Source organism: Citrobacter sp. C13 (genome assembly GCF_014596815.2).
Lineage (GTDB): Bacteria > Pseudomonadota > Gammaproteobacteria > Enterobacterales > Enterobacteriaceae > Citrobacter > Citrobacter portucalensis.
In genome coordinates this window covers 2,757,192-2,770,826 of sequence record NZ_CP115024.1, presented here as the reverse complement: position 1 = coordinate 2,770,826, position 13,635 = coordinate 2,757,192, and the positions used below count along the sequence as shown (strand labels likewise).

General features: G+C 50.8%; 13 protein-coding genes. 6 read left to right on the top strand and 7 right to left on the bottom strand.

The window, feature by feature from the left end; all coding sequences use genetic code 11:
- Positions 1-7: 7 nt before the first annotated feature.
- The 3 genes from chbR to chbG all read left to right on the top strand — a co-directional run bounded on the left by chbR (position 8) and on the right by chbG (position 3,101).
- Complete coding sequence (gene chbR / locus IB222_RS13235) at positions 8-850, top strand: transcriptional regulator ChbR (protein WP_149384635.1); 843 nt, start codon at positions 8-10, stop codon at positions 848-850.
- A 124-nt stretch (positions 851-974) separates the two neighbouring features.
- Positions 975-2,330: a 6-phospho-beta-glucosidase gene (locus IB222_RS13230; RefSeq protein WP_032943151.1), complete on the top strand. Its 1,356-nt coding sequence runs from the start codon at positions 975-977 to the stop codon at positions 2,328-2,330.
- Positions 2,331-2,342: 12 nt separating this feature from the next.
- Entirely contained in the window at positions 2,343-3,101 is a 759-nt protein-coding gene (chbG, locus tag IB222_RS13225; protein WP_149384636.1) for a chitin disaccharide deacetylase, read from the top strand.
- A 36-nt stretch (positions 3,102-3,137) separates the two neighbouring features.
- Here the strand turns inward: chbG and katE are convergent, their stop codons facing one another.
- Entirely contained in the window at positions 3,138-5,396 is a 2,259-nt protein-coding gene (gene katE / locus IB222_RS13220; RefSeq protein WP_149384637.1) for a catalase HPII, read from the bottom strand.
- 213 nt (positions 5,397-5,609) lie between these two features.
- On the opposite strand from katE, the gene cedA reads away from it, so the two are divergent.
- The gene (gene cedA / locus IB222_RS13215) at positions 5,610-5,852 is read left to right on the top strand and encodes a cell division activator CedA (protein WP_131348455.1); all 243 of its coding nucleotides are present in this window, start codon (positions 5,610-5,612) and stop codon (positions 5,850-5,852) included.
- A 66-nt stretch (positions 5,853-5,918) separates the two neighbouring features.
- Here cedA and tcyP read toward each other — a convergent pair whose 3' ends face one another.
- The 4 genes from tcyP to hxpB all read right to left on the bottom strand — a co-directional run bounded on the left by tcyP (position 5,919) and on the right by hxpB (position 9,713).
- A complete protein-coding gene (gene tcyP, locus IB222_RS13210; protein ID WP_003832558.1) occupies positions 5,919-7,310 on the bottom strand; it encodes a cystine/sulfocysteine:cation symporter in 1,392 nt (463 codons plus the stop codon).
- A gap of 135 nt (positions 7,311-7,445) precedes the next feature.
- Entirely contained in the window at positions 7,446-8,045 is a 600-nt protein-coding gene (locus IB222_RS13205) for a metal-dependent hydrolase (RefSeq protein WP_122973937.1), read from the bottom strand.
- Positions 8,046-8,128: 83 nt separating this feature from the next.
- Entirely contained in the window at positions 8,129-8,890 is a 762-nt protein-coding gene (gene kduD / locus IB222_RS13200; RefSeq protein WP_148362064.1) for a 2-dehydro-3-deoxy-D-gluconate 5-dehydrogenase KduD, read from the bottom strand.
- A 154-nt stretch (positions 8,891-9,044) separates the two neighbouring features.
- The gene (hxpB, locus tag IB222_RS13195) at positions 9,045-9,713 is read right to left on the bottom strand and encodes a hexitol phosphatase HxpB (RefSeq protein WP_149384638.1); all 669 of its coding nucleotides are present in this window, start codon (positions 9,711-9,713) and stop codon (positions 9,045-9,047) included.
- A gap of 166 nt (positions 9,714-9,879) precedes the next feature.
- Here hxpB and IB222_RS13190 point away from each other — a divergent pair, with 166 nt between their 5' ends.
- A complete protein-coding gene (locus tag IB222_RS13190; RefSeq protein ID WP_008784573.1) occupies positions 9,880-10,416 on the top strand; it encodes a YniB family protein in 537 nt (178 codons plus the stop codon).
- Positions 10,417-10,480: 64 nt separating this feature from the next.
- On the opposite strand, the gene IB222_RS13185 is transcribed toward IB222_RS13190, so the two are convergent.
- Both IB222_RS13185 and pfkB read right to left on the bottom strand, forming a co-directional pair.
- On the bottom strand, positions 10,481-11,341 hold the full coding sequence (locus IB222_RS13185; RefSeq protein WP_003030598.1) for a fructosamine kinase family protein: 861 nt from the start codon (positions 11,339-11,341) through the stop codon (positions 10,481-10,483).
- Positions 11,342-11,611: 270 nt separating this feature from the next.
- Positions 11,612-12,541, bottom strand: coding sequence for a 6-phosphofructokinase II (pfkB, locus tag IB222_RS13180; protein WP_149384639.1), 930 nt, complete (start codon positions 12,539-12,541; stop codon positions 11,612-11,614).
- A gap of 287 nt (positions 12,542-12,828) precedes the next feature.
- Here pfkB and IB222_RS13175 point away from each other — a divergent pair, with 287 nt between their 5' ends.
- Complete coding sequence (locus IB222_RS13175) at positions 12,829-13,587, top strand: YdiY family protein (RefSeq protein WP_003832568.1); 759 nt, start codon at positions 12,829-12,831, stop codon at positions 13,585-13,587.
- Positions 13,588-13,635 lie beyond the last annotated feature (48 nt).

Below are 13,635 nucleotides of genomic sequence, written 5' to 3'. Positions count from 1 at the left end.
GGAGTGCATAATGCAGCTACAGATTAACGCACCGGAAATCAAAACCGTTTATGAACAGCAGCTGTTTAATGGCAAAAATTTCCATGTGTTCATCTATAACAAAACTGAGAGCATCAGCGGGCTGCATCAGCATGACTACTATGAATTTACCCTGGTTTTAACCGGGCGCTATTATCAGGAAATCAACGGTAAACGCGTCCTGCTCGAACGTGGAGACTTTGTCTTTATCCCGTTGGGATCGCACCACCAGAGTTTTTATGATTTTGGTGCGACAAGGATCCTTAACGTCGGCATCAGTAAACGTTTTTTTGAACAGCACTATCACCCGCTGCTGCCATTTTGTTTCGTTGCATCGCAGGTCTACCGGGCAAATAACTCGTTTCTTACCTACATTGAAACGGTTATTGCATCACTGAACTTTCGTGAGAGCGGGCTGGATGAATTTGTAGAAGTGGTCACCTTCTATATTATAAATCGGTTACGCCATCATCGCGAAGAGCAGGTGCTGGATGATATTCCGCAGTGGCTTAAAACCACCGTCGAGACCATGCACGACAAACGGCAGTTTAGCGAGAATGCGCTGGAAAATATGGTACACCTGTCCGCGAAATCCCAGGAGTATCTGACCCGCGCTACCCAGCGTTATTACGGCAAAACGCCGATGCAGATTATTAATGAAATCCGCATTAACTTTGCTAAAAAACAGCTGGAAATGACGAACTATTCTGTAACGGATATTGCTTACGAGTCTGGCTACAGTAGTCCAAGCCTGTTTATTAAAACGTTTAAAAAGCTGACGTCGTTTACACCGAATAGCTACCGTAAGAAATTAACTGAATTTAATCAGTAGATATTATTTGCCAATAACCCATTTTTTATAGCTTGCCCAAAATAGCGTCGGGACAGCCACGCTATACCTGACAAACGGGTTGAGCATAATACACGTCAGTGTTTTTACACTGAAGGGAGAAAGTATGAGCCAGAAATTAAAAGTCGTCACTATCGGTGGCGGGAGCAGCTACACCCCTGAATTACTTGAAGGCTTTATTAAGCGTTATCATGAATTACCAGTTTCTGAGTTGTGGCTGGTTGATGTCGACGGTGGAAAAGAGAAGCTGGACATTATTTTTGACCTTTGCCAGCGCATGATCGACAAAGCCGGTGTACCGATGAAGTTGTTTAAAACGCTGGACCGCCGTGAAGCACTAAAAGATGCTGATTTCGTTACCACCCAACTGCGCGTCGGGCAACTGAAAGCCCGTGAAAAGGATGAACGCATTCCGCTGAGCCACGGTTATCTGGGACAGGAAACCAACGGTGCGGGTGGGCTGTTCAAAGGTCTGCGTACCATTCCGGTTATCTTTGATATTATTAAAGATGTGGAAGAACTGTGCCCGAATGCCTGGGTGATTAACTTTACTAACCCGGCAGGGATGGTGACTGAAGCGGTCTATCGTCACACGAATTTCAAGAAATTCATCGGTGTGTGTAATATTCCTGTCGGCATGAAAATGTTTATTAGCGATGTGTTGGCGCTGAAAGAGAGTGATGACTTATCCATCGATCTGTTCGGTCTGAACCACATGGTCTTTATTAAAGACGTGCTGGTGAACGGTACATCGCGCTTTGATGAACTGCTGGACGGCGTGGCTTCTGGACAACTGAAAGCTTCCACCGTGAAGAACATTTTCGACCTGCCGTTCAGCGAAGGGTTGATTCGTTCGCTGAAGCTGCTGCCGTGCTCGTATTTGCTGTACTACTTCAAGCCAAAAGAGATGCTGGCGATCGAAATGGGCGAGTACTATAAGGGCGGCGCACGTGCCCAGGTAGTACAAAAAGTAGAAAAACAATTGTTTGACCTCTACAAAAATCCTGAGTTAAACGTTAAGCCGAAAGAGCTGGAGCAGCGCGGTGGCGCGTATTACTCCGATGCGGCCTGTGAAGTGATCAACGCCATCTACAACGACAAACAGACCGAGCACTACGTCAACATTCCACATCATGGACACGTTGATAACATTCCTGCGGACTGGGCGGTTGAGATGACCTGCACGCTGGGACGTAACGGTGCTACGCCGCACCCACGTATTACCCATTTTGACGAGAAAGTGCTTGGCCTTATCTACACCATTAAAGGCTTTGAGGTTGCGGCGAGCAATGCGGCATTGAGCGGCGAGCTGAATGATGTGCTGCTGGCGTTAAACCTGAGTCCGCTGGTTCATTCTGACAGCGATGCCGAGATTCTGGCGCGTGAGCTAATCCTGGCGCATGAAAAATGGTTGCCAAACTTCGCCGGGTGCATTGAGAAACTCAAAAGCGAACAACACTAACTGAGGTCGGCTATGGAACGCGTACTGATTGTGAATGCGGATGATTTTGGCCTGAGTAAAGGACAAAACTACGGCATTGTTGAAGCCTGTCGTAATGGCGTTGTCACCTCGACAACGGCATTGGTTAACGGTGCGGCGATTGACCATGCGGTACAGCTGAGTCGCGACATACCTGCACTCGCCGTCGGAATGCATTTTGTTCTGACGCTGGGTAGGCCGTTGACGGCAATGCCGGGCCTTACCCGTGACGGATTACTGGGGAAATGGATCTGGCAGATGGCAGAGGAGGATACTTTGCCGCTGGATGAAATTTCTCAGGAACTGGCCGCGCAGTATCAGCGTTTTATTGACCTGTTCGGGCGGGAGCCGACGCATCTGGATAGCCATCACCATGTGCATATGTTCCCGCAAATTTTCCCTATCGTAGCCGGGTTTGCTGCCCAGAAGGGGATTGCATTGCGTATCGATCGTCAGACCGTGTTTCAGGCGTCTGATTTTCCGGAAACGTTACGTACCTCCCAGGGATTCAGCAGCGAGTTTTACGGCGAAGCGATTTCCGAGGCTCTGTTTTTACAGACGCTGGATGCGTCAGTCGACCGGGGAGAGTCTTCGCTGGAAGTGATGTGTCATCCGGCCTTTATCGATGACATTATTCGTCAAAGTGCCTACTATTACCCCCGCTTAACTGAGCTCGACGTGCTGACGTCTTCGTCACTGAAATATGCAATTGCGGAGCGCGGTTATCGTCTTGGCAGTTTTCTGAACGTGTAATTCCTGAGTTTGCGGCGCTTAATGCGCCGCATTTTTTTAGGCGGGAATCGTTTCTATTTTTCCGGCACGTGACCAGACGCGGTGTGCGGTCATCAGCGTCAACAGGGTATCCATAAACTGTGTGTCTGCACTGTCCGCTTCCACCACACCTTCTTCTCCTTCATTTTTGATATTCAACGTTGCTTTAAACTGACGAGCATCGCCGGCCAGGGCGATAGGTTTTAAGTGCTTATACGCTTCGAGTAAATAATATCGGGCATCACCGTTCTTAATGATGTCCGCGAGATTACCGCATGGAACGATAACCGCATCGACCGTCAGGGATGGCGAACCCGCAAAAGTACCGGCGATCGTCAGGGCAGATCCATCATCGGCAACTACCTTACCCATTCGGGAATAGAGCAATTTGGCATGAACGCCTTTGGCCTGTAGGGCTTGCATGATGGTGAGCAGGTCGCTCGATTTCACCTGGTCATTAAGTAGGATGGCGACCACGCGGCCCTTAATCTCACCTTGCGCACCTGCATATAAACTGAGTGACGGTGCATTTTTCAAACCGTTGACGTTGGGCGGTGGCGCAATGCTGGCCTGTTCCTTGGTTAGCTTAAAACCGAGTTTATCGGCAACCGCCTCGGCGAGGGCAGTATCAATATGAGCTAACTGTTCGATCACTCTTTCGCGAATATAGGGGCGCGTAACCTTACTGAGTTCGAAACTGAATCCGCCGATAATATGCTGCTGTTCAATTGGCGTCTGACTTAGCCAGAACAGGCGAGGGTGCGCATAGTATTCGCCAAAAGAGGGGCTACGTTCGCGGATTTTGTTTCCTTCAATCCGTTCCTGATACGACTCAAATCCACCGCGTTTTGGCCCCGGCGGCGTTTCACGCGGCCAGTTATCATTGATGGAATTCGGTTCATAGTTGGCTGGATTGGTATCGATGTCCATTCGATGCATGCCGTCACGCTGGAAATTATGGTACGGACAGGTCGGGCGATTAATCGGGATTTCATGGAAATTGGGCCCGCCCAGGCGACTGATTTGGGTATCGGTATAGGAGAACAAGCGACCCTGCAGCAGGGGATCGTTAGTAAAATCAATGCCAGGGACGATATGTCCGGGATGAAAAGCGACTTGTTCATTTTCGGCGAAGAAATTATCAGGATTGCGGTTCAGCACCATTTTACCGATGCGTTGCACCGGAACCAGCTCTTCCGGGATCAGCTTGGTCGGGTCGAGCAGGTCAAAATCGAACTTAAATTCATCTTCTTCGGGAATCAGCTGTAGTCCCAGTTCATATTCCGGATAATCGCCCGCTTCGATAGCTTCCCACAGATCGCGGCGATGAAAGTCAGGATCCCGACCGGTAAGTTTTTGCGCTTCATCCCATACCAGCGAGGCTTTGCCTGCCAGCGGTTTCCAGTGGAAACGGACAAAGGTGGCTTTCCCTTGCGCATTAATCAACCGAAATGTGTGAATACCGAAGCCTTCCATCGTGCGATAGCTGCGCGGAATAGCCCGATCGGACATTGCCCATATGACGTTGTGCAACGTTTCAGGCTGTAATGAGACATAATCCCAGAAGGTGTCATGGGCGCTTTGGCCCTGCGGGATAGCCCAATGCGGCTCCGGTTTAACCGCATGGACGAAATCCGGGAATTTATGGGCATCCTGAATAAAGAAGATGGGAGTATTGTTTCCCACCAGGTCGAAAATGCCCTCTTCAGTGTAAAACTTGGTCGCAAATCCCCGTATATCCCTGACCGTATCCGCAGAGCCTGCGCCGCCCTGAACGGTAGAGAATCGGACAAAAACCGGGGTGATTTTATTTTCATCACTTAGAAAGTCCGCTTTCGTCGTCGCACTCAGGTTGGCATAGGACTGAAAGTAACCATGAGCGGCAGAACCTCGGGCATGTACAATCCGCTCCGGGATGCGTTCATGATCAAAATGGGTAATCTTTTCCCGCAGGATAAAGTCTTCCAGCAGGGTTGGCCCGCGATTACCTGCGCGCAGAGAGTTTTGATCGTCTGCGATTCGTACACCCTGATTAGTTGTCAGAGCAAAATCTTCGCTTCCTTTACGAAAACTGTCCAGTGCATTGAGTTTGTCACTTTTGATATCTGGCGCTTTTAAACTGCCGGACGTAGTGGGCTGCATACCTGGCGGTGTGGGTTCAGGTGTTGACCGATGTGAACCGTCTGTGGGTGCCAGTGAGTCAAGTCCTGGCTGGGATTCGCTGGCATCATGAACCGGCGCTGAGTGATGGAGTGGATGCTTATCATTCTGTGACATTAAACTCGTCTCCTGGTTTCATTGCTGAAAGGGTCGTTGTTGTTGTCAAAAGCTTTAACTATAGACCACTCACTCAGCGGCGCAGGTACAGGCCGATGACGTAAAGCGCGATGAATCAGGCAAACAGCGCACGCAAGGCAGGACGCAAGGCGGCAAAATCGGCTAAGATAGCGGTTTTCTGATTTTTAGAATTTGTCTTTAGTGAAGCAACTGATTATGAAACCTCTTCGCCAACAAAATCGTCCGGTTATCAGCTATGTTCCCCGCGTGGAGCCCGCGCCACCAGAGCATGCGGTTAAAATGGATGCGTTTCGTGACGTATGGATACTGCGCGGAAAATATGTCGCTTTTGTCTTAATGGGGGAGGCGTTTCAACGTTCGCCTGCATTTACGGTCCCGGAATCAGCGCAACGCTGGGCTAATCAGGTTCGCCAGGAAAATGAACTAAGCGATTAATGGATATAAAAAAACCGCCGGAGCATGACACTCCGGCGGTTTTTTGTTTTTTTTTAGCTGACAGACTTAGCGATGCGCCAGTTCGGCGTTATCGTCGCTGTCCAGAATCGTTTTATCAGTCTGCTTGAGCCATTGGCTGGTCAGCGTACCGGCAGTCATGGAACCGCTTACGTTCAGCGCGGTACGACCCATATCGATCAGCGGCTCAACGGAGATCAGCAGCGCAACCAGCGTGACCGGCAGACCCATAGCGGGCAGGACGATCAGCGCGGCAAATGTTGCACCGCCACCCACACCGGCAACCCCTGCGGAGCTCACGGTCACGATACCAACCAGCGTGGCAATCCACATTGGGTCCAGTGGGTTGATACCGACGGTCGGTGCAACCATTACTGCCAGCATTGCCGGGTACAGGCCCGCACAACCGTTCTGACCAATCGTGGCACCAAACGAGGCGGCAAATGAGGCGATGGATTCAGGCACGCCCAGACGACGGGTCTGCGCTTCAACGTTCAGCGGAATTGAGGCTGCGCTGGAGCGGCTGGTGAAGGCGAAAGTCAGCACTGGCCATACCTTGCGGAAGTATTTCAGCGGGCTAACGCCGTTAATACCCAGCAGGATCCCGTGAACCACGAACATAATGCCCAGACCGAGATAAGAGGCCACGACGAAGCTACCCAGCTTGATGATGTCCTGCAGGTTGGAACCTGCAACCACTTTGGTCATCAGCGCCAGAACACCGTACGGCGTCAACTGCATCACCAGACGAACCAGTTTCATCACCCAGCTTTGCAAGGTATCGATAGCGACCAGAACGCGCTCGCCTTTTGGTGCATCATCTTTCAGCAGTTTCAGTGCGGCTACACCGAGGAATGCGGCGAAGATAACCACGCTGATAATCGACGTCGGGTTCGCGCCAGTCAGATCGGCAAACGGGTTTTTCGGAATAAACGACAGCACCAGTTGCGGAACGCTGAGGTCAGCCACTTTGCCAACATAGTTGGTTTCAATCGCGTTCAGACGTGCGGTTTCGGCACCACCTTGCACCAGACCTTCGGCGGTCAGGCCGAACAGGTTGGTCACCAGAACCCCTACCAGCGCGGCAATTAGCGTGGTAAACAGCAGCGTTCCGATGGTCAGGAAGCTGATTTTACCTAACTGAGAGGCGTTATGCAGACGTGCAACGGCGCTGAGAATAGACGCAAATACCAGCGGCATAACAATCATCTGCAGCAGTTGGACATAACCGTTGCCGACAATGTTGAACCACTGTACGGAATCTTTAAGAACCTGGCTGTCGGAGCCATAAATGGTGTGCAGGGCAAGGCCGAACACGACACCCATGACCAGACCGACCAGTACTTTTTTGGCCAGACTCCACTGTTTGTGACGGGCTTGCGCCAGCACGAACAGCAGCACTACGAACACGATAATGTTCGCGATTAATGGAAAGTTCATCCCCGTTCTCCTGATCTTATTATACGTATCACCGTTTAAAGGTGATTCTGTTGGCGCAAGATTAGCAGAACTGTGACTTGCCTCTTATATTCAAATGGAATTGTTTATACCTAAAATGACTTTTTGGCTGATTTATTAGTCAATCTGATGCGTTATGAAACGATTAAACTGCATTTGTAGCGTATTAATCATCTGCGAAGACCAGCGTACCGCGCTGTTCTCTTGTATGGTTTGCGGCATCCAGATTGCCCATGCGAACAGTGCCATGCACAGAAACCGCTCCAGTTGATTGCCTTTTTGCGGCACGAGGATAGGCAGACGAAAACGCCAGCGGCAGGGCCAAAGCAGGGGAACGCCTGCTGGGGTCAGCATGTCGGCCAGAATGTGACTAAGATAGCCGAGTACCATACCTTGTAAGGCATCGGCCGGTATTATCCAGGTATCCGGGACTTTCAGGTAGAACGTGGCCAGCAGGGCAAAAACCGCCAGCAGGCTATGTGTAAACCCGCGATGACCAAATGCCCGGGCAATGGGTTTTGATATCCACTTCAGACGCTGCCCCAGCAGAGATTTGGGATGATCGATATCCGGCAGCAGGCACGTTAAAATGGCTGAAGGAACAATATGCCACCAGTCACCCTGCGCAAGAACGGGCGTTAGTTCGGCATTCTTGGCAAATACCGCACAGGCAATAGAAAAAAGAAGGTGGCCTTCCGCCGTCATGATAAAACCCAATAAACTGTCAATTCATACAGTATAGGGGTTTTATACAGTAGGCGGAAGAGGTGACGTTGTAACCCTATGTCACAAGTGCGGGTTTAGCGTGCCAACCAACCGCCATCCACGGCCAGCGTATAGCCATGAATATAGTCAGAGGCGGGACTTGCAAGGAAAACGACCGGGCCTTTCAGGTCATTTGGCGTGCCCCAGCGTCCTGCGGGAATACGATCGATAATCTCCTGATTGCGCTCGCTGTCCGCGCGCAGTTGCTGGGTGTTGTTGGTCGCCATATAGCCGGGCGCGATGGCGTTGACATTAATTCCCTTGGCCGCCCATTCATTGGCGAGCAGGCGGGTGATGCCCAGAACACCGCTTTTTGATGCGGTATAGGAAGGTACACGGATACCGCCCTGAAAAGAGAGCATCGATGCAATGTTAATGATTTTTCCGCCATTGCCCTGAGCCAGAAACTGACGCGCCACAGCCTGCGACAGAAAGAAAACGGATTTGAGATTCAGATTCATCACGTCATCCCAATCTTTTTCACTGAAGTCCAGCGCATCCTGACGGCGTATAGTTCCTGCATTGTTGACCAGAATATCGACCCGGCCAAACGCCGACACCGTTTTTGTCACGATGCTGGTGAGAGCATCTTGTTGACTGAGGTCGGCCTGAATGGCCATAAAGCGTCGACCGAGGGCGTTAATTTTCTCTGAGGTTTCATGCGGTATTTTACGATTCACGCCGACTACATCGCAGCCCGCTTCAGCCAGCGCCACTGCCATACCCTGCCCGAGGCCGGTGTCACATCCAGTGACGATGGCGACTTTACCTTCGAGACGAAAAGCTTCCTGAATCATGTTTACCTCAACTATTTATGTCATTAACGCTTGCGCTATAGGGCAAGGATAGGAGAGGTTAAACAGAAATACAATTAAAAATGAAACGGCGTTTTAAAAAATGCAAGGATGAAAAATGAAAAAGCGGGCAATACGATCATTGCCCGTTACAGGATTAGCCGCGCAGGTGTGCGGCAGTAAGTTCGGTGAGCGAGGTTAGTTTGACGTCGGCAAGCACGAAGCGAGGATCGTCCTGATTCTCATGCGCTGGTACGACGATGGAACGCATACGAGCAGCTTTCGAGGCGATCATGCCGTTCACTGAGTCTTCCAGTGCTACGCAGTTTAACGGGTCAATGCCCAGTTTTGCCGCACAATCGAGGTAAACCTGTGGGTGCGGTTTGCTGTAAGGCAGTTTTTCTGCAGAAGCCAGTGCGTCGAAGTCATCGCGTAGATAAAACATGGTCAGCACTTTTTCCAGCATATGCAGCGGAGAAGCGGATGCCAGTCCTACTTTGATTCCCTGAGATTTGCACAGTGCTACAGCTTCACGAACGCCTGGCAGCAGCGGTTTTGTCTCTTCAACCAACGCAATGGCCCGGGTAATGATGCGCTCGGTGACTTCCTGACGTGAGGGGCCGTTCCAGGGTTGCTGCGCAAACCACAAATCAACCACCATGTCGATGCGTAAGCCAAGGGTATCGGGAAGTTCATGGCGGCGGGAGATATCAACGCCTAAACTTGCTATCACATCCAGTTCAGCCTGATCCCAAAGCGGTTCAGAATCGACCAGTAACCCATCCATATCGAAAATTGCAGCAAGAATTTGACGCGGGGTTGACATTACAACCTCTCCTTTACGGTGATAAAAGGGATTAGAGCCAGCCTGGACGGACTCTGAGCGTTCATTATGGCTAATTCAGCAGTATACCGCCTTTAAAGATCAGGCGAAAACGGTAATCAACGGGTAAACTTAGGCCAAAATGACACGTCTTAATCAAGGGGAACTCATGACGTATCAACAAGCTGGACGCATTGCCATCTTGAAAAGGCTGGTGGGATGGGTGGTTTTCATTCCCGCGCTGATTTCAACGCTGGTTTCAGTACTGAAGTTTATGTACGCGCACAGCGAAAAGCAGGAAGGGATTAACGCGGTCATGCTCGATTTTGCCCATGTGATGATCGACATGATGCGGGTGAACACACCTTTTCTTAACGTGTTCTGGTATAACTCACCAACGCCTGATTTTCAAAGTGGACTGAATCTCGTTTTTTGGCTGATATTCATCCTGATTTTTATCGGCCTGGCGTTGCAGGACTCAGGCGCCAGAATGAGCCGCCAGGCGCGTTTCTTGCGCGAAGGCGTTGAGGATCAGCTAATTCTGGAACAGGCAAAGGGGAGTGAAGGGTTATCCCGCGAGCAACTTGAATCGCGAATTGTGGTACCGCACCATACGATCTTCTTACAAATTTTCCCGCTTTATATTCTGCCGGTGATCGTTATCGTGATCGGCTACTTCTTCTTCTCATTGCTGGGCTTTTTGTAAGTGCCGCTCTATCGGGCCTGCCACGTTGCGAAACGGCAGGCCTGATAAGCAACGCGGTACGTCGTTAAGCCGCCAGTAATCTATCCAGCGCTTTCTGCGCCACAACCAAATGCTGTCCCCCGAACAGAATTGCCCGATTCAGCAGCGTATAGAGCTGGTAGATTGGCTGCCTGTCGAGAAAGTCCAGCGGCAGTGGCGAGACAGACTGGTAACCGTCATAAATTTGCGGCGGCTGATCGGTATGTAACGGCAGCATTGCCAGATCACACTCTCTGTCCCCCCAGTAGCAGGCAGGGTCAAAGATGTACGGTCCGTTAGGACCGAGGGCGCAGTTCCCGGACCACAAATCACCGTGCAGGAGAGACGGCTGCGGCTGATGAGAAGAGAGACGTTGCTGGACATGTTCGACGATAGCGTCAATATTGCCAAACGCTATGCCTTTTTCAGCGGCGAGTTCCAGCTGCCAGCCTATACGCTGCTCGGCGAAAAAGGTTGACCAGCGACGTTGCCAGGTATTTGGCTGCGGCGTGGTAGAGAGCGCGTTATCGAAGTCGAGACCAAACTGAGGCTGGTCGCTCCATTCGTGCAAATGCGCAAGCTGTTGACCGAGGATAAATGCGTTATGCGCATCAAGCGGACGGGGAGGGAGGAAATCCATCACCAGAAAGCTGTAATCTCTGTCTGCGCCTACTGCCCAGACTTTCGGTACCGATACAGTTTGACTGCGGGAAAGTAGCTCCAGCTGATCGGCTTCTGCCGTAAAGCCGGTTAACAGCTCTCTTTCATCGCATTTGACGAAAAAATCTCGCCCCGCATAGCGTAAATGCCATGCGGCGTGGATCTCTCCGCCGGGCAGTTCATTACGCAGTTCGATTTCGCCTTCACCTAATTGCTCGCTTAAAAGACGACTGATAGCCTGCCACATGATGTCTCTCCCCATGTTGTCTGCCAGATCATAAGGTTAGCGCAAGAATGCGGTTAAAAAACACGAACTGACGCACACCACGGACGCGTCATCGCTGGAAAGGCACTTAATGTTTGTCGTTCTTCTTCACCTCGCACCGTTGTGGAGACACCTGACTGCACATGATTCACTTCTTTGTAATCACGTGATTTTTTATCATAGTCGCATAACACCCATGCTGACAGTTTTACGCGAGAATCCCCCTTTTTCTTCAAAAGAGGGACGGTGTCATTACTGAGCGAGATACGAATATATTTTTTGCGTGTCGTCCAAAGAGCACAGGCGAGTACCCTGATTCAGCGTTGCTGCACTGCCCGCGGCGACACCGTAACGGACAATATCCTCAAAAGGCGCGTTCTCTGCCAGTTTAAGCGTCATGGCCCCGACCATACTGTCGCCTGCACCTACGGTACTTTGACTTTTCACCGGTGGCGGAACCATCTGAACGCAGGTATCGCGATCTACGCCCAGCGCCCCTTGCGGCCCAAGCGAGACCACAACGCGGTGCGCTTTCCCACTCTGTACGATTTCCTGCGCGGCCTTGCGCACATCATCGGGTTGAGTGAGTTCGCGGTTTACCAGCGCACTCAGTTCTTTGAGGTTGGGTTTGACCAGTTCGATATTGCCGATGGCTAACGCCGCCGTCAGTGCTTCGCCTGAGCTGTCGACAATACAGCGGATCCCCTGTTTTTGTGCGGTGGTAATGAGCCGGGTCAACTTCTCAAGCTGTACGCCGGGCGGCAAACTGCCGCTGATGACCAGCAGCGCACCAGACTCAATTTCCAGCACCTGATCCTGAAGTTGGTAGAACTCGTCATCGGTCAGCGCAGCGCCTGGCATGACAAAACGATATTGTTCACCGCTGGACTCCACGTGGACATGAAGATTTTGTCGGGTCCAGTCTTTGGCTTCGACGGTAGATACGGGAACATTTTCGTCGGTGAGCAATGCAACAAGATGCTCTCCGGTTGCTCCCCCCGCGGGGAAAATCGCCGTTGCGGTTCCGCCAAGATGGGCAATTGCGCGAGCGACGTTGATACCGCCGCCGCCGGGTTCAAAAACCGGCGAGGTACAACGAAGCTTACCTTCCGGGTAAATTTGCGGGGTGATTGTTGCGCTATCGAGAGAGGGCGCAAGTGTTAACGTATAGATACGTACCATCTTTACCTCCTGTTAGGCTGAACTCAGTCTGGCACTTAACCTCCCGAAAGTGAAGTAATTAACAACATGATTTTTCATATCTTTATTTAAAACTATCGTCATAAAGATATATAAATAAAATAAAGGTTTAGGAACGCTCTTATTCAAAAAATGAAATAAGAATTTATTGCTATGTTATTCGAGTCTTTTTATAATTTGTTACCTTTCAGGGGTCTTTTGTCATTGATCCATATGAAAGTTTCCGAGACCGTAATGGTCTCTTTTTTTGTTGTACGGACTCTTAATAAATGAAGCTTTTGAAGACAGTGCCCGCAGCATTACTGCTGACGGGAGGCCTGCTTGCGTCAATGCATGCTGTAGCCGATGATTCCGTTTTTACTGTCATGGATGACCCTTCCAGCGCGAAAAAACCCTTTGAAGGTAACCTGAACGCGGGATATCTCGCGCAGTCAGGCAACACGAAAAGTTCTTCTTTAACCGCAGATACCACCATGACCTGGTACGGCCAAACGACCGCATGGTCTCTGTGGGGAAATGCCAGCAATACCTCCTCAAATGATGAGCGTTCATCGGAGAAATATGCCGTAGGTGGCCGTAGTCGTTACAACATGACCGACTATGACTATCTCTTTGGACAGGCAAGCTGGTTGACCGACCGCTACAACGGCTACCGCGAGCGTGACGTGCTGACCGCGGGTTATGGTCGCCAGTTCCTCAACGGACCTGTGCACAGCTTCCGTTTCGAATTCGGTCCTGGCGTGCGCTATGACGAGCACACGGATGGCACCACCGAAACGCAGCCGTTGGGCTATGCGTCCGGGGCCTATGCATGGCAGATGACGGACAACACCAAGTTTACTCAGGGTGTGTCGGTATTCGGCGCTGACGATACCACACTCAACTCTGAAACCGCCCTCAACGTTGCCATCAACGAACACTTTGGGTTAAAGGTGGCTTACAACGTGACCTGGAACTCTGAACCGCCGGCAACAGCGCCGGAGCATACCGATCGTCGTACTACTGTTTCACTCGGCTACCGGATGTAATGACAAATCGGGTCAAATAATTGGCCCGGTTTTTATCTATTAAAGTTA

Bases quoted from the DNA above. Each gene is read 5' to 3' on its own strand.
- IB222_RS13230 (WP_032943151.1), top strand. From the start codon at position 975: ATGAGCCAGAAATTAAAAGTCGTCACTATCGGTGGCGGGAGCAGCTAC.
- chbG (WP_149384636.1), top strand. From the start codon at position 2,343: ATGGAACGCGTACTGATTGTGAATGCGGATGATTTTGGCCTGAGTAAA.
- katE (WP_149384637.1), bottom strand. From the start codon at position 5,396: ATGTCACAGAATGATAAGCATCCACTCCATCACTCAGCGCCGGTTCAT.
- tcyP (WP_003832558.1), bottom strand. From the start codon at position 7,310: ATGAACTTTCCATTAATCGCGAACATTATCGTGTTCGTAGTGCTGCTG.
- kduD (WP_148362064.1), bottom strand. From the start codon at position 8,890: ATGATTCAGGAAGCTTTTCGTCTCGAAGGTAAAGTCGCCATCGTCACT.
- hxpB (WP_149384638.1), bottom strand. From the start codon at position 9,713: ATGTCAACCCCGCGTCAAATTCTTGCTGCAATTTTCGATATGGATGGG.
- IB222_RS13190 (WP_008784573.1), top strand. From the start codon at position 9,880: ATGACGTATCAACAAGCTGGACGCATTGCCATCTTGAAAAGGCTGGTG.
- IB222_RS13185 (WP_003030598.1), bottom strand. From the start codon at position 11,341: ATGTGGCAGGCTATCAGTCGTCTTTTAAGCGAGCAATTAGGTGAAGGC.
- pfkB (WP_149384639.1), bottom strand. From the start codon at position 12,541: ATGGTACGTATCTATACGTTAACACTTGCGCCCTCTCTCGATAGCGCA.
- IB222_RS13175 (WP_003832568.1), top strand. From the start codon at position 12,829: ATGAAGCTTTTGAAGACAGTGCCCGCAGCATTACTGCTGACGGGAGGC.